Here is an 18,338-nt window from a genome sequence, read left to right as displayed (position 1 = left end):
ATTGGCGTAAATAAATTGTTGGAGATCCCGCGATGAAGCTTTCAATGCTGTTTATCAGTCTAAGCATTGCAACTGTATGCCTGTCAAATACGGCGAGCGCTGCGATGCGCCAATACACTGCGACGGCAGATAACTCACAATGGGAAGTCGTTAAAACCACTCGTTTACAATGTCAGTTAAATCATGAGGTTCCTTACTATGGTGAGGCAATTTTCAGTGCTGATGCCAGTAAAAACAAAAATGTTACTTTCAATCTTGATATGGTTGTGCGCCCAGATAATTACGCTATTGCGGGATTAAAAGCAGTGCCGCCAACTTGGCGAGCAGGATTACCCGCTCGCGACTTAGCTAATATGAAACTACTTAGAAAGTTCGATGGTGAACTTGGAAATAAAACAGCGTGGGAAATGCTCACAGAACTTGAGAAAGGCTATTATCCAACTTTTTATTACCAAGACTGGCAAAACAGTGCCGATAAAATTGCCGTTGGTTTATCAAGCATCAATTTCAAACAAGCCTATTGGGCTTTTTTACAATGTCGCGACGAGTTATTGCCTTATAGCTTTGAGGATATTTCATTTACCGTAATGAATTACCAACCAAACACAAGTAAGCTAACAAAATCATCTCAACAGCGCTTAGACAAAATTGCTGAGTATTTAAAGTACGATACGGGGATTGCGTCTATTTCTATTGCATCCTATACCGACAGCTACGGTGGACGCTGGAACAACTTAGAGCTTTCAAAAAAACGCGCTAAAGCTATAAAAGATTATATGGTCAGTTTAGGTATTGATGAAGCCAAGGTCGAAACCCAAGGGTTTGGCGAAAAGCGCCACGTAGCGACTAACGATAATATTTTAGGTCGAGACAAAAACCGACGCTTAGTTATTCAAATAGCAAAAATGTAGTTAAAAATTAGGACGTGCTAACCTTCAATGATTAAAGCTTGTTCAATCTAGAGGTGATTAAATCGCGCTGAAGACACGCCCTAACTATACTTTCAATAATATTTAAGAGTTAAGTTTTCTAAACTTAACTCTTTTTTTCATCCAATTTTCACCAAATTGGAACACCGCCAAGCTCATTAATATGATCACCGCACCTATAATGAGCTGTTGATCAACTGATTCATCATTTAACCATGCACCTAAACCAATCGCGAAGCTTGGTGTGATCAATGTTGTTAAGGCCACCGTGCTTGCTGGCAACTTTTGCAGCACATGAAAATATGCCAAAGCGCCAATAAGAGAGCCAAACACACCTAAATAGACTATTGACCAGAGCGATTTTGCGCTCCATAAATGGCTTTGTAATTGCCCATCAACAATCCACCATGTAATAAAAAATAAAGGGGTTACAAATACTAATGCGCCAAAGGTTGTTGCCATCGGATGAATTGCTATTTTTACGCGCTTAATCATCACGCCACTGAGGCTAAAAAAGCATACTGCCATAAACACATACAGTAAACCTTGTAGCTGCATTAAAGAACCTTGAATATGCTTTGCACTCACTAAAAACAACCCAAGTAGAGCAAAACCAAGAGCGATAATTTTTATAAGACTAAATTTTGGCTCGTTTAAAAGGCGCTGTGCCAATAAGCCCGACAATATGGGGGCTAAACCAAACATCAAAGAAATAATGCCTGATGGTACTGTTTTGGCAGCCATATAACTGAGTAACATGCCACCGTAGATGCCAATACTCGAATAACCATATAAAAAGCATGCGCGGCGATGCCATGGCACACGAATATTTGCTATAGCAACAACAAAAGCGGCTAAAACTAAGCCTATTAGCATGCGCATGAGCACAGCTAAAGTCGGCGCAACAGTTTCACTACTAAAAACAATGCCTAAAGGCGTTGTTGACCAAATCAACACCATCAACAAATACGACGCTTTTACGTTCACACGATAATTCCTTTAAAGAGCGATGTAAAAGAGGAAAGGAGGATGATTCTAACCGCTTTGAAATCGCGGCTAAAATATAAAAACTATACCAGACCGCTACCCATACGCACATACATGACTGATGAAGCCAGCCATGAACATGATAGAGTTAGTAGTCGGTTAGTTTGATGCATGTTTATAGTTATCTTAAACAAATATTATTTTGAACTAATAGAAATACCAGAACTGGTTAATAAGTCAACACTCTTTACTGCTTTTTATTATGCCACGCAGTCGCTAAAAACGCGTACTAGATACTATGCTTGTAAATCATAAGTTACAGTTAATTTCTTTGATTTATAACAAAACTATTTAAGTTTGCTTCAACTAGTTATATCTTGCCTGCCTCTCACGTAGTTTTAGGGGCAAAAAGTGCTTAAAAATAAAACAATAGGCAGCATGTTAATTGTTGCAGGTACCACTATAGGCGCAGGGATGCTCGCGCTTCCTATCGCATCCGCAGGATTAGGGTTTACAACTGCATTAAGTTTAATCATTGCTACATGGGTACTAATGACCTATACGGCACTACTCATGCTGGAATTACATCAACATGCCGATCGTGATGCTACGCTCAATACGTTAGCTAAATCTTGGCTTGGCAAGCGTGGGCAATACGTGGCTAACTTTTCTGTCATGTTTTTGTTTTACGCGCTCTGTGCAGCTTATATCGCCGGTGGCGGCGCGCAACTACAAGAAAAAATAAATAATGCTTTCAATTTTGATATTGCCCCACAAATAGGTTCTATCATTCTCGCAATTGTTATCGGCACAGTTGTTACAATGGGCACAAGCAAGGTTGATAAGCTAAACCGTGTGCTGTTTAGCATTAAAATAGTTGTACTTGCTAGCCTATTTTACATGCTAACCCCTTATGTTCATGGCCAGCATTTACTTGAAATGCCAATTGAACAAGGGCTTATTCTATCCGCTATTCCTGTTATATTTACCTCTTTTGGTTTTCATGGCTCTATTCCGTCTATCGTAAAATATGTAGGCCTTGATATTAAAACACTTCGTCGTGTAATGATAACAGGCGCTGCGCTGCCTTTAGTGATTTATATATTTTGGCAGCTAATTAGCCAAGGTATGATGAGCCAAGCAGAGTTACTAAAAAGTACAGGGTTACCCGGTTTTGTTGCTAGCATGGCAAATATTGCAAATAATTCAGCCGTGGCAACCGCCGTTAATTTATTTGCCGATTTAGCGTTGGCAACTTCATTCTTGGGTGTGAGCTTAGGGTTGTTTGACTTTTTTGCTGATGCATTTAAAAAAGGTGATGGCAGCAGAGACAGAATAAAAACCGCTTTAATCACGTTTATTCCACCTCTTGGCTTTGCACTTTTCTATCCTCAAGGGTTTATAATGGCATTGGGCTATGCTGCTATTGCACTTGTTGTATTGGCTGTTTTTTTGCCTGTTACGATGGTTTATAAGCAACGTAATAGCAACAACAACCGTAAAGGCTACACAGTTCGAGGCGGTAACATAGGGCTAATGGTAGCGGGCCTATGTGGAGTGCTCATAATTAGTGCTCAGGGGTTGCAAATGGCGGGACTTATTCCAGCAATTGGGTAAACCTGCTTTATACCCTAACCACCTCAATATACAAGTTTCAGTTGGAATTAAAAGCGATTTAGGCAAGGCATTGATTGCAAATAAATCGCTTTTAAACCAATCCTTTGGGCATTTCACCGGCGCTTACTCTCATCGTTGTTACTTCTTAAAAGGGACAGCCATTGTTGCAAAGTAACGCCTTGATATTATAAACACCAGTGAAACGCTGAAGTCTACATCCTAAGGTGGTTTGGGTATATCTATGAAAAAGGCACCTTGCATGGTGCCTTTTAAAGTACTTATTTTATTGTGTCATTGAGCTTTTCAAATAACTTAGGAAGCTCACTTTCAGGAATTGGCGGGCTGTAATAATACCCTTGAACTATGAAGCAATTGTTGTTCTGTAAAAACGCCACTTGCTCTATTGTCTCTACGCCTTCAGCTACAACATTTAGTTTTAACTTTTGCGCCATTGCGATGATTGCTGCGGTAATTTCCATATCGTTTGTATCTTCGGGTATATCTTTTACAAACGAACGGTCTACTTTTAGAATATCAACCGGGAAACGCTTTAAATAACTCAGTGACGAATAACCTGTCCCAAAATCATCAATAGAAATTGACACCCCTAACGCTTTTAATTGATGTAATTGCGTAATTGCCGCTTCAACATTCCCCATCAACATGCTTTCAGTCAGCTCTAAGTGCAATCGCCTAGCTGGTACATTTGTTTGTCTTATCATTGATGCTAGCAAGGGCACTAAATTAGCGTCTTTAAACTGACGAGCTGACAGGTTTATTGAAATATTATTCTCTCGCCCTTGTGCAGCTAATCTTGCAGCAAACTCGCATGACTCCTGCAATACCCAGGCACCTAACTCTACAATTAAGCCCGTCGCTTCTGCTATTGGTATAAATTTTGTTGGTGGGATCATGCCCTGTGTTGGATGGAACCAACGTATAAGTGCCTCATAACCGACTACATGTTGTGTTTTGCTGTCAACTTGAGGTTGATAGTAAAGCACAAACTGCTTCTCTTTAAGGGCTAAACGTAGTTCATTTTCAATGAATAGCCTTTCATTAGCTGCTGCATTGAGTTCTTGGCTATAAAAGTGGTAAGTATTTCGCCCTTTTGCTTTTGCCTCATACATTGCCAGATCAGCATGCTTTAATAATTGATCTTCTTCTTGGCTATCATATGGCGCCATTGTAATACCAATACTGGCACTAATAATTACTTCATTATTTCCAAGCATTATTGGCACATTAAGGGTTTTTTGAATCGTGTTGGCTACATCCATTGCATGCTCTTGGCGTTCAATACCACTTAGTAGCACGGCAAATTCATCGCCACCTAAACGCGCAATGGTATCTTCAGCTCGAAGTCGTTTCTTTAAGCGATTTGCAACTTCAACAAGTAGCTGATCTCCCGCATCATGCCCTAGCGTGTCATTAATGCGTTTAAACTCATCTAAATCAAAATAAAATAAAGCAAAAGCATAATGCCCTCGTTCTGCTAATGCCATTGATTTACGAAGCTGCATTCTGAAAAAAGTACGATTAGCTAACCCTGTTAACGTATCAAAGTATGCCAACTGCTCCATTTTTCGCTGGCTTTCTTTTACAAATGAAATATCTTGAGCAGATGCAACATAGCTTGAGATTAACCCACCCTCTTCTCTAATTGGGGAAATGCTCAAGGATACCCAAATTGGCTTTTTTCCTTGCCCTTGGATCAAGGTGTCGCCACGCCAATAATTTCGGCTGCGTAAATCAACATCTATATCATCAACCAAAATAGCCATTTCAGTGGCAATAATACTTAGTAAAGGTGATTGCATAAAGTGACTTTCATCAAAGCCACTCATTTCTAGCATTTTTGGATTTACATATTCAATGACAAAATTTTGATCTGTTATCACTACCCCCGTACCAGAGAATGCTACCGCTTTGGATAACTTGTTAGCGGCTTTTTCTGCAATTTCCTTCTCTGTGATACGTTGGTTTAAACCGTCTATTAATTTACGGATCTCAACCGCCATATCACGAAACGAGCCATTAAGCGTGCCAATTTCATCTTTATTCGCTTTTGGAAACTCTATTTGTAAATGACCTTTACCAAAACTTGTTACAGCATTTACCAGTGAATGAATACGACGCAGCACAAGCTGGTAAAGTGCTTGATGTAATAATAAAGCGACAAGTATTGCATAGAGAATAAACAATCCAAAAAACTTCACTTTCAATTCTTCTAATGCTGACAGTGCAGATGAACGTTTTTTATAAATACCTATATACCAATCTAAATGCTCAACTTTTCTAATATTGATAATATGTGTTTCATTGTCTTGAATAAACGAATCAGCATACTCTGGTAGGCGCATTTTGATCGTTTGATTAATTAGCTCCTGTAATGACCCATTAACAAAATCATTCGTTAATAACGATCTCCCAGCCTGACCATATTGTTCATAAATACTTTCATTTAACTTTGGGTGTGCCAATAATTGCCCTTGCCCATCAAACACAAATAAGTGCTGCTCATTGTCACCTATTGGTAACTGAGAGATCAGCGTATTTAATGCCAAATCGCTGCCGGTAACACCTAAAAAATTATTTTCCAAATAAATTGGCACAAGTACGCTGATAACCCATTTATGCCAAATTTCATCGTAGTAAACCTTTGACCAGACAGCCTCACGTGTTGGATTGAGTGCTTCTTGTGCATAATTAAAGCTAGTGCGGCTTGTAAATTGATGACTCCCTGTGACATTCAATGCCCAATTTGGTGGGGCTATGCGAATAAAGTTATCTTTGGTAACAAGATAAAAGTTAAAAAAATCTTGAGTTAATGTTGGTGATACGATCTTCCAAAGTGATTCAGAGTCGTTAATTAGCTTTTTATAAAAAGGAGTAAATTTAGACTGCGGCATAAAAGCCGCCGATAAACCATCTTCAGCGGCGCTTCGAATAGTGCCGTCGGTATCAAAGCTTAGTTTAGCATTTTGATTGCTGACCAACTGAGATGAATCATAAAATAATTGATTGGTGACAACGTTATTTGCCTGCTCCGCTATATTAACTTTTGTTTTGACTAAGTTATTAAATTGACGAATCAAACGTTCACTAGAGTGTTTGAGCATTTCATGCTCTTCAAACACTAATTGCTTTTCTTCTGATTTAAGCATCAAAGCGGCAGCACAAATACCAGCAATCAAACAAATTGCTGAGATAAGTAGTGATAACTTCATACTTAATGAATTCACACCAAAACGTGATGGTGGGCGTCGATATACCACAGGCCAACCTTATTTTTATTAATAATTGTTATTATTTGAATCAACAAGAAGAAATATACCAGATCCCTATTTAGATTTATAAATTTTTTGTGAATATAGCTAAAAAAAACCAAGTAAAAAAATAAACATTCATAGTTATTGATAAAAGTCCGATAGAGTGTTGACTTTATAGCCTACTCTCCATACATTAAAGCCATGAACAGAAAATTCTCGCACACTACCTTTTCATTTTTTAGCTTCTTTTTCTTTATTGAATAGAAGAGGCTTACCTGTTTGCGAGATTTAATCAACCGAATAGCAAAGCCTCCCAACTGGGAGGCTTTTTTATTTGTATTACCTGCAAAGGTAACTTTTGGAATGAGGAACCCAAAATGACAAATGAAGTACTTAATTCACTCAGACATGATATCAATGAAATTGACTCTGATCTGCTCGTTTTATTGGCAAAGCGCCGTCGTATTAGTCATGGTGTTGTTGAATATAAAATTGCCAATAATAAACCTATCCGTGACGAAGCCCGTGAACACGCCTTACTTGAGAAGCTTATAGGTTATGGTAAGTCTCTCGGTTTAGATGCGTATTATGTAAATAACGTTTTTCAAACAATTCTTGAAGATTCAGTTTTAAATCAACAAGCTATGTTACAAAAAAATCTTAACCCTGGGGTGATGAATGAAACTCATCGCGTGGCTTATTTAGGTGGGCAAGGTTCTTATAGCCAATTAGCGTGTCATAAATACTTTAGTCGTCGCCCAGGTAAACTAGTCGAAATGGGTTGTTCTAGCTTTGAGCAGATAACTGGAAAAGTTGAGAGTGGCCAAGCTGATTACGGTCTACTGCCCATTGAAAATACCAGTTCAGGTAGTATCAATGAAGTGTTTGACTTATTACAGCACGCCCAAGTGTCGATTGTTGGTGAAGTCACACATAGCGTAGAACACTGTTTATTAGTGACCCCTGAGACTGAACTTAGTCAACTCACTAAAATTTTTGCTCACCCACAGCCATTTGCGCAGTGTAGCCGCTTTTTACAAGGGCTAGGTGATATTCAACACGAAACCTGTGATTCAACTTCCAGTGCTCTACAGTTAGCTTTAGATACACCAAATAGCGCAGCGATTGGTTCAGCTCAGGCAGGCAAAAACGTAGGTTTAGAAGTCATAAAGTCTGGCCTTGCTAATCAGCGTGAAAACCATAGCCGCTTCATCGTTGTTGCACGTAAACCGTTACAAGTATCAAAACAGATCCCAACAAAAACAAGCTTGATTATGGCAACAAAGCAACAAGCAGGCTCACTTGCTGATGCCTTAATGATTTTTAAACACCACAATATTAATTTGGTGAAATTAGAATCCCGCCCTGTTCCTGGTAATCCATGGGAAGAGGTATTTTATGTAGATCTAGAAGCAAATTTAGTCGACAGCCAAGTAAAACAAGCCTTTGAAGAACTCAAAAAGCACACCCAGTATGTGCGTATATTAGGTTGTTATCAAAGTGAATCACTACAAGCTGTCAGTGTTGAGAGCTAAATAACCTAAGTTCAGGTTAAATAAAATAAACCGCTCTTTCAGTCTATAGACGTAAAAAATCCAATACCCTCAGGTATTGGATTTTAAAGGCATTTATACTGCGTTATCGCCTATTTATGGGGAACAACCGCACACCATAGGCGCTGCCTTGCCTAAATACTAAATAGACTGCTGCAAAATCAATCATGAAAGGTCAACACGCCCTAACCTATTAAAGTTTTAATACTTAAGTAGATTACTCAACTTTAAATTTAGCAGTAGCATCTAATAAGTTATCAGATAGATAATGTAGATTTTTAGCCACATCTCTTACTGCAGCAAGTGACTGCATTGTATCTTCAAATGACATATGCATGTTCGAAACGTTCTCAACAACCATTGCAGCCACAGATGTTTGCTCTTCTGTTGCAGCGGCAATTTGCGAGTTCATTCCATTGATTTCAAGCATTTGCTCGGCAATTTTTTCAATCGATATACCTGTACTCTCTGCCGCAATTGCATTGTTTGTTGCCATATCTCGCGCTGATGTCATTGCACTTACTGATTCATTAGCAGCACTTGTTAAAGTGTTTAGTAGCTCACGAATTTCATTTGTTGATTTTGCTGTACGTGAAGCAAGCTCACGAACTTCATCAGCTACTACAGCAAAACCACGCCCTTGTTCACCCGCACGAGCCGCCTCTATCGCAGCGTTAAGCGCAAGAAGATTAGTCTGCTCTGCTATCGCAGTAATCACATTTAAAATTTGCGTTACATTCTTCGTATCGTCAGCCAATTTATTAATCGTTGTAGCTGCATGGTTTATCTCATTACTTAATGTTTTAGACTCTGAAACAGCCGTTTCTATTTGAGAGCGGCTTTGCTCTACTTCTTTTTCCGCCGTTTGCGCAGCCCTCGATGCATTCGCAGCAGATTGAGAGATATCTCCAACACTTTGCTTCATTTCTTCCATAGATTGCTTTACAACTTCAGCCTCTGTAGTTTGTTTAGCGGTTGCTTTTTCAGCTTGTTCCATACCTTGCACTAAGCGTGTTGAGTTTTCCATGAGGGGTTCACACACTGACATTACATCGAGAACTGATTTTTTCAATAGCGCTATAAAAATATTGAAATTAATTGCAACTTGGCCTATCTCATCTTCTGAACGCACTGCGAGCTGAGTACTTAATGACCCTTTACCTTCTCCAAGGAGACGTAAATTATCTGCAGCATCACTTGCAGCTGAACCTATTCCTCTTGCAATTAAAATTGCCATAAAAAGTAATAGTAATAGAGAAACAAACGAAACAACTAACATTAACGTTAACGCATTATCTGAGCGCAACTTAGTGCTTTGTACTAATTCAAAGAAGCGATCATCTGCACGTTGTTGCGCAGATTTAAAACTTTGTAGTACCGAGTTATACATCGTTGTTTTTGATTTTGCCTGTTGCTGAATTTTCTCAAAGTCAGCTGTCCCGTTGATCATATCATTTGCAATTTGAGATGATATTTTTGAGTAATTAGACAACTGATTACGAGCCTGATTATCAATATAGTTTGAACTGAGAGAACTAATTGAATCCAGATTCTCTGTTAAATTTGAATATGTTTTGGTGGCTTTATCAACGAGATCTTGTTCGCCAAAAGTAACCGCCTGTGTGTAAAGCTCATCAAGTTTTTCAAGAAGCCCTACATTAGCAGATGTTAGTTTAACGACCTGATAAGATGTTTTTTCTAATTCATCTAATGAAACACGATTGTCATCCATGGCAATATAGTTATTCAACACTATCACCACAAATGCAATCACGGCAATACTAGTGATCGCATGAATTTTTTTAGTGATACTGATATTTTGAAAAGATAAGCTTGAAGCCATACTATTTACCCTATTATTTTAGCTATACGTATTATCGGCCTATTAGCTATAAGTGTTAACTATATTTGTAATTTTTCTAGCTTTTTAATGTGATTTTGCTGAATTTAAGGAAAATAAATACTATTTTGGCGTTATCATCTTAATTATGTGACTTATTATAGCTACTTTATTAAAATCGTGATTTTTCTAGCGAGTAATCCGCTCAATAATTAACTGCGTTAAAATCACTTATATACTCAAAGTAGGGAAATCCAAAAGCAATCGCGAGAACAACGTTACGCCATAATTTATTTGTATTGCTTAATTAGTTATTTTTTATCGCTATAGCAAAATACTTATTTAATGCAATTAGGATTATACCAATCTGGGTAGATATGGGGTCTATTTAATGACAAGAAAACTAGGCAAAAATTTTTATATCTAGGGCGTGTTGACCTTTCGTGATTAATTTTACAGCAGTATGTTTGGTATTTAGGCAAGTCAGCGCCTATGCAGTGTGGTTGTTCCCCATAAATAGGCGATAACGCAGTATAAATGCCAAACATGCGCTGCCCAAAGGGTTCTTCCTAGGGCGATTGACTCTTTGTTACCTACACGGATGTAGGTAAGGGGCGTGAGCAGGACGCGGAAGCTTTGCTCGGTTTTTACTTAGCCCGCTAGGTTACAAACCTCGCGCCGCGATTAAATCGCCCCTAGATTGAACAAATTTCAATCCACAAAGGTCAACACGCCCTAGTTGTTCTAAATAAAAAATTTTTAACGACGTTATAGCGTGATTTAATTCGTTAAATTGTTCAAATATTTATGCTGATTGGTATTATACAGAGCTGTGCATAGCCTACTGACAAAAAAACCCAGTAACATTACTGTTACTGGGTTTTATAATATGGTGCGGTTGGGGGGACTTGAACCCCCACGCCCTAAAGCACTACCCCCTCAAGGTAGCGTGTCTACCAATTCCACCACAACCGCATTTTTAAAGCTTTTGCTTTATGTGTTAAACTTAGTGATTTACGCGAGGTCTGTAAATCGTTTAACTAGTAACTAATTATTAACTAAAGAATTAATTAGGTACGTGAGTCTCTTCTTTTGTTTCAGCTTTAGGCGCATCAACACTAACAGGTACAACCGTCTCTTCTTGTGATAGGTCATCCCACTGGTCACCACTTTTTATTTGACCTGCGGTTAAGTTACCCAGCACAATACTTAGTACAAAAAATATTGTAGCTAAGATTGTTGTTGTTTTAGTCATGAAGTTACCAGCACCTGACGAACCAAAAACGGTTGCAGAAGCGCCAGCACCAAATGATGAACCCATGTCTGCGCCTTTGCCCTGCTGAATTAATACCATTCCAACAAGCGCTAAAGCCACAACTAAATAAACTACTAATAAAATTTCGTACATCTTACACGGTCCCTTTTGCACTTTCGCAGATAGCAGTGAATAAGCCTGCTTTTAGACTAGCGCCACCAATTAGGCCACCGTCTATATCTGGTTGTGCAAATAATAATTCGCTATTTTTTTCATTTACGCTGCCACCATAAAGGATGGTCAACCCTTGTGCTAAATCACTGTTTTTATCAGCAATTTTATCACGGATAAATTTGTGCACATTTTGTGCTTGTTCAGGCGATGCAGTCTTACCTGTGCCAATGGCCCAAACGGGCTCATATGCTATCACAGAATCTTTCAGTGCTGCTAGACCTAATTTATCAATTACCGCATCAATTTGTGCAGCAACGACTAATTCAGTTTGACCTTGTTCGCGTTGCTCTTCGCTTTCTCCAACACATAAAATAGGTGTTAAGCCCACTTGTTGGGCGCGAGAAAATTTAGCCGCTACAGTGTCATTGCTTTCGCCATAAATATTACGGCGTTCAGAGTGACCAACTAACGTATATTCGCCACCTAAATCTTTAATTAATTGCGCATCAACTTCACCAGTAAATGCACCAGCTTCATTTTCTGAAACTGTTTGCGCCCCAGTTGTTACACCCGCTGCTGTTAGCATTGGTAACAATGGATAAGGTGGAAAGATCACAACGTCGATCTTATCTGATTTTACGTTGTTGATTGCGTCAGATAATTGCTGTACTAACTCTTTCGAGCCGTTCATTTTCCAATTGCCTGCGACCATTGGCTTGCGTATTGCCATTTTTCCACTCCACATAAGAAAGCGGGCGAGATAGTAACTCGACTCGCCCAAAGTTACAAGAGGTTATTGTTCTTAATCAGTTTGTTTGCTCATAGATTCAACAACTGCGGCAATTTTTTGTGCGCTATCCAGCACTATTTTTTCTTGCTCAGCTTCAACCATAACGCGAATAACAGGTTCCGTACCTGATTTTCGTAATAGAACACGACCTTTACCACCAAGTTGCTCTTCAACTTGCGCAACCGCAGCGATGACTTCTGGTGCTTGCGTTGGATCTGTTCCTGCCTTGTAGCGTACGTTGATCATTTTCATTGGGTACTTAGTAAAGCCAGCCCCTAAGTCTTTAAGAGTGCGGTTTTGTGCAACCATTGCTGCCAACACTTGTAAGCTTGAAACAATACCATCACCGGTGCTGATCAGATCAAGGTTTAGTACATGTCCTGAGCTTTCACCGCCAATTTTCCAGCCTTTTTCTTGTAAAAGCTCCATAACATAACGATCCCCGACTTTACTTCGAGCAAAATCAATACCTTTAGCTTTAAGCGCATTTTCAAGCCCCATATTAGACATAACAGTGCCGACAACACCGCCACCTAACATATCATCTTGTGCAGCTTGGCAAGCAATAATATAGACAATGTCATCGCCATCAAATACACGGCCGTTATGATCAACCATCATCACACGATCGCCATCACCATCGTAAGCAATACCAACATCGGCATTATGTTCAAGCACTTTACGTTTTAATGCATCAACATGCGTTGCACCGCACTCTAAGTTGATATTTACACCATTGGGTTCACATGCATGGCAAATGATCTCTGCGCCTAACTCGCGCATTACAGATGGTGCAATATGGTAAGTTGCGCCATTAGCACAATCGAGTACTATTTTTAGTCCCTCAAGCGATAACCCTTGGGGAAATTGGCTTTTGCAAAACTCAATATAACGACCATCAGCACTTTCTAGGCGGCGCGCTTTACCAAGCTTATCTGATGCCACACACGTCATTGGCTCATCGAGCATCGCCTCAATTTGTAGCTCTACCTCATCACCCAATTTTAAACCGCGACCGCAGAAAAATTTAATACCATTATCATGATAAGGATTATGCGATGCACTGATCACAATACCTGCTTCTGCACGAAAGGTCTGAGCTAAATAAGCAACGGCAGGTGTAGGCATTGGACCAAGTAAAACCACATCGATACCCGCAGCAATTAGCCCCGCCTCAAGAGAGGTTTCTAACATGTAACCTGATATACGTGTATCTTTACCAATTATGACTTTTTTTGTGCCATTTTTTGATAGTACTTTTCCTGCTGCCCACCCAAGTTTAAGGGCAAATTCTGGCGTAATTGGGTACTCACCCACCATGCCACGGACACCATCAGTGCCAAAATATTTTCTAGTTTTCATTGTGTGTTCCTTTTTTACAGGCCTGCCATACAGCAAGTACATCTGCGGTTTCTTTTACATCGTGTACGCGTATTATTTTTGCGCCATTTTGCGCTGAAATTAGTGCACCAGCCAAACTGCCTGCTAGGCGTTCACTGGTTTCTCTATTTAATAAGTTGCCAATCATCGACTTACGCGATAGCCCAGCTAAAACAGGTAGGCCAAAGCAATTAAACTCATCAAACCGTGCGAGTAATTCATAGTTATGATTAAGGCTTTTACCAAACCCAAATCCGGGATCGAGAATAAGTCGCTCACGCTGAACACCCGCTGTTTCACATGCATTAATACGTTGTTTGAAAAAGTCATTAATATCTGCAAATAAATCGTCATACTGCGGATTAGTTTGCATTGTTCGCGGCTGACCTTGCATATGCATTAAGCACACTGCAACATCAGGAAACTGTGCCACCGTTTCCAATGCAAGAGGCTCTTGCAGAGCGCGCACGTCATTGACAATATCTGCCCCCGCTAAAATAGCTTGGCGCATTACTTCACTTTTACTGGTGTCTATTGAAATGACGCTACGATTTACTGCATTATCACTGTGAGCTCGAATGGCTTCTATGGCGGGGATCACGCGGGCTAATTCATCTTCGAGACTGACATCTGGCGCGCCAGGGCGTGTTGACTCACCACCAATATCTAAAATAGTGGCCCCATCGGCTAATAAATCTTGAGCTTTAATGACAGCGCTGTCAGTTTGGTAGTAGCATCCGCCGTCTGAAAAAGAATCAGGGGTGACATTCAGAATCCCCATAATTACGGGGGTGTCGAGGTGTAAATTGCGACCTCTAGGTAAATTAACTGTGGTCATCTATCACCTTCAATACATCCATTGCATTGATATTTGTACTTTATTTTATAAGTTACAAAAAAGCCCCGACAATCGGGGCTTTTGGTTTAGCTATTTTAACTGTTATTCAGCTTTATCATCAAGATTTGTTTCATCTTTTTGTGCTGGTTTTTCATCTTTTTCAATAACAGGCTCTGCTTTTGTCTCAGCTGGAGCTGGTTTTTTATCAGCCGTGTCACGACGATCATGTGCATCACGTGGTTCACGCACTGGCTGACGCGCCATTAAATCATCAATCTGCTTCGCATCAATTGTTTCATACTTCATTAATGCATCTTTCATTGAGTGCAATATATCAATATGATCTTTTAAGATTGCTTCGGCGCGTTGATAGTTACGATCTGAGAGTAAACGAACTTCAGTATCAATCACTTTTGCTGTTTCATCTGACATACTCATAGAACGACCACCGCCGCCACCCATGTACATCTCGTTTTGATCTTCAGCGTACAATAGTGGCCCTAACTTTTCACTTAGGCCCCACTGTGTAACCATTTTACGGGCAATATCCGTTGCGCGCTCAATGTCATTACTTGCACCCGTAGTTACTTTATCTTCACCATAAATAAGCGCTTCAGCAATACGGCCACCGTAGAGACTTGAAATCATTGACTCAAGCAACTCTTTAGAATGACTAACACGATCTTGTTCAGGTAAGTACATAGTTACACCAAGTGCACGGCCACGAGGTATTATCGATACTTTATAAACGGGATCATGCTCAGGTACCATGCGGCCAACAATTGCGTGTCCCGCCTCATGGTAAGCCGTCATTTCTTTTTCTTTCTCGCTCATCACCATGGTTTTGCGCTCTGCGCCCATCATGATTTTATCTTTAGCAGCGTCAAATTCAGCCATGCTAACAACACGTTTATTACTACGTGCTGCATATAAAGCAGCTTCATTTACAAGGTTTGCTAAGTCAGCGCCAGAAAAGCCCGGAGTACCACGTGCGATAACAGATGCCTCAACGTTATCACCTAATGGCACTTTACGCATATGTACTTTAAGTATTTGCTCACGGCCACGTATATCAGGTAAACCAACCACCACTTGACGGTCAAAACGACCTGGACGAAGTAAAGCGGGGTCTAATACGTCAGGACGGTTAGTCGCTGCAATAACAATAATACCTTCATTGCCTTCAAAACCATCCATTTCTACAAGCATTTGGTTTAGCGTTTGCTCACGTTCGTCGTGACCACCGCCCATACCTGCACCACGTTTGCGACCTACGGCATCAATCTCATCGATGAAAATAATGCAAGGAGCTGCTTTTTTCGCTTGTTCAAACATATCACGAACACGAGAAGCACCAACACCAACAAACATCTCAACGAAATCAGAACCTGATATAGTAAAAAATGGTACTTTGGCTTCACCGGCAACAGCTTTCGCTAATAACGTTTTACCCGTACCAGGAGGTCCGACCATAAGTACGCCTTTAGGAATACTACCGCCTAACTTTTGGAATTTAGAAGGATCTCGTAAAAAGTCCACTAACTCAGTCACATCATCTTTTGCTTCATCGCAACCTGCAACATCAGCGAAGGTCGTTTTAATTTGATCTTCACTCATTAAGCGCGCTTTGCTTTTACCAAACGACATTGCGCCTTTACCGCCACCACCTTGCATTTGACGCATGAAGAATATCCATACACCAAGCAGTAGTAACATCGGGAACCATGAAATCAAGATACTTACTAAAAATGATTGCTCTTCAGGCTTAACGCCTTTTACATTCACATCACTTTTTAGTAGATCATTTAAAATATCTTTATCGTAAATAGGCATAATGGTTTGAAATTTCTCACCATTAGACTTAATACCAGTTATTGTGCCACTGGTACTTTCAATAGCCACTTCTTGTATAGAGCCATTTCTAGCATCTTTTACAAATTGACTGTAACTAGTTTGACGATCTATTTGATCGCCGCCATTAAAGCTCTGAAATACTGACATTAGCACAACTGCAATGACCAGCCAGAGTATTAGATTTTTCGCCATATCGCTCAAGGGGTTAACCTCTTGTATCCAATTAATTTAAATTCAACTAAACGCCTGACAACTGTACTACAGTTTATAGCCTGTCGCTACTATAAATACTTCACGAGAACGAGCACGAGAAGCGTCGGGTTTACGGATTTTTACAGCTTTAAAGCTGCTTCGTACATTTTGTAGGTATTCATCAAAGCCTTCACCTTGGAATACTTTTACAATAAATGCACCATTTTTCTTTAATACTTGGTGACACATATCAAGCGCAAGCTCAACTAAATACATGCTTCCAGCTTGGTCAACGGAGCTATTACCGCTCATGTTAGGTGCCATGTCTGAGAGCACTACATCAACATTTTTTCCGCCAATACGATTTAATAACGCATCTAAAACAGCTTCTTCTCGAAAGTCTCCTTGTAAAAAGTCAACGCCTGCAAGTGAATCCATCGGCAAAATATCGCAAGCGATCACTTGCCCTTTCATGCCAATTTTTTCAACTAAGTACTGTGACCAACTACCTGGCGCAGCGCCCAAGTCAACAACGGTCATAGCTGGGCGTAATAATTTATCTTTATTTTGGATCTCGTCGAGTTTAAAAATCGCACGAGAACGCCAACCTTTCTTTTGTGCCTCGTGAACATAAGGATCATCAAAATGTTCCTTCAACCATCGCTGTGAACTGGCCGAAAGTTTTTTATTCGTCATAAATTAACACGCAACTAATTAGTAATATTCTCTAGATGGCGTTAGAATACCCTTAATTCAAGCCATATTCAGCAAAATTTGTAACAACATGAAATTATCGAACAAACAAAAGCAGTTTTTAAAAGGTCAAGCACACTCTCTTAAACCAGTCGTTTTACTCGGTTCAAACGGTTTAACGGAAGGTGTTTTAGTAGAAATTCAAAGTGCATTAGAAATTCATGAGCTTATCAAGGTAAAAGTACCTACTGATGACAGAGAAACTAAAGCATTGATTTTTGAAGCAATTATTCGTGAAACTGGCGCTGAAAAGTTACAGTCAATTGGTCATGTTATTGTGCTTTACCGCCAGAGTGAAGAAAAGAAAATTCAATTACCGCGTAATTAGGCTTTTCCTTCTTTGTAAAAAAAACCAGCGCTCGCTGGTTTTTTTATGCCTGAAAAACACGGTTAAATAATTTTCTAAATTGTATGACTTTGCTTAAAACCCCATCTTTAGATCATTTAACGTATAGCCCTGTGACTCCTTATTTAATAAAAAATAGCGGTCAAATTCACTTTCAGGCATTTTTTCCAACTCTACTGAATTAAATAATTGCGCTAATTCTACGGTTGTATTGCTATGGCCAATAATAATAACTGTGCCACTTTTAGTGAGTATGTCTTGTTGTAGAGCAACCAACTTGCTTGGATCGTATGTAGCTATTTTTACTTTAAAGTGATCAGCTAATGGTGCCGCTGTTTCAAGTGTACGGTTATAGTGGGTGCTATACAGCGTAACGGTCTTTGGCGTGTTAATTAAAGAATGTAATTGCTGTGCTCTAATTTCTCCGCGTGCTGATAAATGTGGATCTTTATCTGTTAGCTTTTCACTATGACGAAACAAATATATTTGCTCTGGTTGTGCATTTATATAAGCACTGAAAAACACTATCAATACACTTAATAAAATTTTCATCGTATA

General features: G+C 39.6%; 14 protein-coding genes and 1 tRNA gene. 4 read left to right on the top strand and 11 right to left on the bottom strand.

Annotated elements, in window-relative coordinates; genetic code table 11:
- Positions 1 to 32 precede the first annotated feature (32 nt).
- Entirely contained in the window at positions 33 to 911 is an 879-nt protein-coding gene (locus A7967_RS02785) for a flagellar protein MotY (RefSeq protein ID WP_054203236.1), read from the top strand.
- A 102-nt stretch (positions 912 to 1,013) separates the two neighbouring features.
- On the opposite strand, the gene A7967_RS02780 is transcribed toward A7967_RS02785, so the two are convergent.
- Positions 1,014 to 1,916: a DMT family transporter gene (locus A7967_RS02780; protein WP_054203237.1), complete on the bottom strand. Its 903-nt coding sequence runs from the start codon at positions 1,914 to 1,916 to the stop codon at positions 1,014 to 1,016.
- Positions 1,917 to 2,327: 411 nt separating this feature from the next.
- On the opposite strand from A7967_RS02780, the gene A7967_RS02775 reads away from it, so the two are divergent.
- Positions 2,328 to 3,533, top strand: a complete 1,206-nt coding sequence (locus tag A7967_RS02775; RefSeq protein ID WP_082355695.1) for an aromatic amino acid transport family protein — start codon at positions 2,328 to 2,330, stop codon at positions 3,531 to 3,533.
- 278 nt (positions 3,534 to 3,811) lie between these two features.
- Here A7967_RS02775 and A7967_RS02765 read toward each other — a convergent pair whose 3' ends face one another.
- Positions 3,812 to 6,811 carry a bifunctional diguanylate cyclase/phosphodiesterase gene (locus A7967_RS02765; RefSeq protein ID WP_099458958.1) on the bottom strand — a complete coding sequence of 1,000 codons (3,000 nt, stop codon included), beginning with the start codon at positions 6,809 to 6,811 and terminating at the stop codon, positions 3,812 to 3,814.
- Positions 6,812 to 7,182: 371 nt separating this feature from the next.
- On the opposite strand from A7967_RS02765, the gene A7967_RS02760 reads away from it, so the two are divergent.
- Entirely contained in the window at positions 7,183 to 8,340 is a 1,158-nt protein-coding gene (locus tag A7967_RS02760) for a chorismate mutase (protein WP_054203239.1), read from the top strand.
- Positions 8,341 to 8,575: 235 nt separating this feature from the next.
- On the opposite strand, the gene A7967_RS02755 is transcribed toward A7967_RS02760, so the two are convergent.
- The 8 genes from A7967_RS02755 to rlmE all read right to left on the bottom strand — a co-directional run bounded on the left by A7967_RS02755 (position 8,576) and on the right by rlmE (position 17,377).
- The gene (locus A7967_RS02755; RefSeq protein WP_054203240.1) at positions 8,576 to 10,201 is read right to left on the bottom strand and encodes a methyl-accepting chemotaxis protein; all 1,626 of its coding nucleotides are present in this window, start codon (positions 10,199 to 10,201) and stop codon (positions 8,576 to 8,578) included.
- 887 nt (positions 10,202 to 11,088) lie between these two features.
- Positions 11,089 to 11,173: transfer RNA gene (locus A7967_RS02750), tRNA-Leu, on the bottom strand.
- A 91-nt stretch (positions 11,174 to 11,264) separates the two neighbouring features.
- The gene (secG, locus tag A7967_RS02745) at positions 11,265 to 11,606 is read right to left on the bottom strand and encodes a preprotein translocase subunit SecG (protein ID WP_054203241.1); all 342 of its coding nucleotides are present in this window, start codon (positions 11,604 to 11,606) and stop codon (positions 11,265 to 11,267) included.
- Between the two features lies 1 nt (position 11,607).
- Positions 11,608 to 12,357 (bottom strand): triose-phosphate isomerase, encoded by a 750-nt coding sequence (gene tpiA / locus A7967_RS02740; protein ID WP_054203242.1) that lies wholly within the window; start codon positions 12,355 to 12,357, stop codon positions 11,608 to 11,610.
- Positions 12,358 to 12,429: 72 nt separating this feature from the next.
- Complete coding sequence (glmM, locus tag A7967_RS02735) at positions 12,430 to 13,779, bottom strand: phosphoglucosamine mutase (RefSeq protein WP_054203243.1); 1,350 nt, start codon at positions 13,777 to 13,779, stop codon at positions 12,430 to 12,432.
- On the bottom strand, positions 13,769 to 14,635 hold the full coding sequence (folP, locus tag A7967_RS02730; protein ID WP_054203244.1) for a dihydropteroate synthase: 867 nt from the start codon (positions 14,633 to 14,635) through the stop codon (positions 13,769 to 13,771). The genes glmM and folP overlap by 11 nt, the downstream gene beginning before the upstream one ends.
- Before the next feature lie 102 nt (positions 14,636 to 14,737).
- Entirely contained in the window at positions 14,738 to 16,690 is a 1,953-nt protein-coding gene (ftsH, locus tag A7967_RS02725; protein WP_197279051.1) for an ATP-dependent zinc metalloprotease FtsH, read from the bottom strand.
- Between the two features lie 57 nt (positions 16,691 to 16,747).
- Entirely contained in the window at positions 16,748 to 17,377 is a 630-nt protein-coding gene (gene rlmE / locus A7967_RS02720) for a 23S rRNA (uridine(2552)-2'-O)-methyltransferase RlmE (RefSeq protein WP_054203246.1), read from the bottom strand.
- 88 nt (positions 17,378 to 17,465) lie between these two features.
- Here rlmE and yhbY point away from each other — a divergent pair, with 88 nt between their 5' ends.
- Entirely contained in the window at positions 17,466 to 17,762 is a 297-nt protein-coding gene (yhbY, locus tag A7967_RS02715; protein ID WP_054203247.1) for a ribosome assembly RNA-binding protein YhbY, read from the top strand.
- A 93-nt stretch (positions 17,763 to 17,855) separates the two neighbouring features.
- Here the strand turns inward: yhbY and A7967_RS02710 are convergent, their stop codons facing one another.
- Positions 17,856 to 18,332, bottom strand: a complete 477-nt coding sequence (locus A7967_RS02710; protein ID WP_054203248.1) for a histidine phosphatase family protein — start codon at positions 18,330 to 18,332, stop codon at positions 17,856 to 17,858.
- Positions 18,333 to 18,338: the final 6 nt, after the last annotated feature.

This window comes from Pseudoalteromonas neustonica (genome assembly GCF_001653135.1).
Lineage (GTDB): Bacteria > Pseudomonadota > Gammaproteobacteria > Enterobacterales > Alteromonadaceae > Pseudoalteromonas > Pseudoalteromonas neustonica.
Note: the sequence above shows the minus strand (reverse complement) of the source record. Positions and strands in the feature narration are given on the sequence as shown.

What these genes read in the sequence shown, in the direction of transcription:
- A7967_RS02785 (WP_054203236.1), top strand. Translation starts at nt 33, where the DNA reads ATGAAGCTTTCAATGCTGTTTATCAGTCTAAGCATTGCAACTGTATGC.
- A7967_RS02760 (WP_054203239.1), top strand. Translation starts at nt 7,183, where the DNA reads ATGACAAATGAAGTACTTAATTCACTCAGACATGATATCAATGAAATT.
- A7967_RS02755 (WP_054203240.1), bottom strand. Translation starts at nt 10,201, where the DNA reads ATGGCTTCAAGCTTATCTTTTCAAAATATCAGTATCACTAAAAAAATT.
- secG (WP_054203241.1), bottom strand. Translation starts at nt 11,606, where the DNA reads ATGTACGAAATTTTATTAGTAGTTTATTTAGTTGTGGCTTTAGCGCTT.
- tpiA (WP_054203242.1), bottom strand. Translation starts at nt 12,357, where the DNA reads ATGGCAATACGCAAGCCAATGGTCGCAGGCAATTGGAAAATGAACGGC.
- glmM (WP_054203243.1), bottom strand. Translation starts at nt 13,779, where the DNA reads ATGAAAACTAGAAAATATTTTGGCACTGATGGTGTCCGTGGCATGGTG.
- folP (WP_054203244.1), bottom strand. Translation starts at nt 14,635, where the DNA reads ATGACCACAGTTAATTTACCTAGAGGTCGCAATTTACACCTCGACACC.
- rlmE (WP_054203246.1), bottom strand. Translation starts at nt 17,377, where the DNA reads ATGACGAATAAAAAACTTTCGGCCAGTTCACAGCGATGGTTGAAGGAA.
- yhbY (WP_054203247.1), top strand. Translation starts at nt 17,466, where the DNA reads ATGAAATTATCGAACAAACAAAAGCAGTTTTTAAAAGGTCAAGCACAC.
- A7967_RS02710 (WP_054203248.1), bottom strand. Translation starts at nt 18,332, where the DNA reads ATGAAAATTTTATTAAGTGTATTGATAGTGTTTTTCAGTGCTTATATA.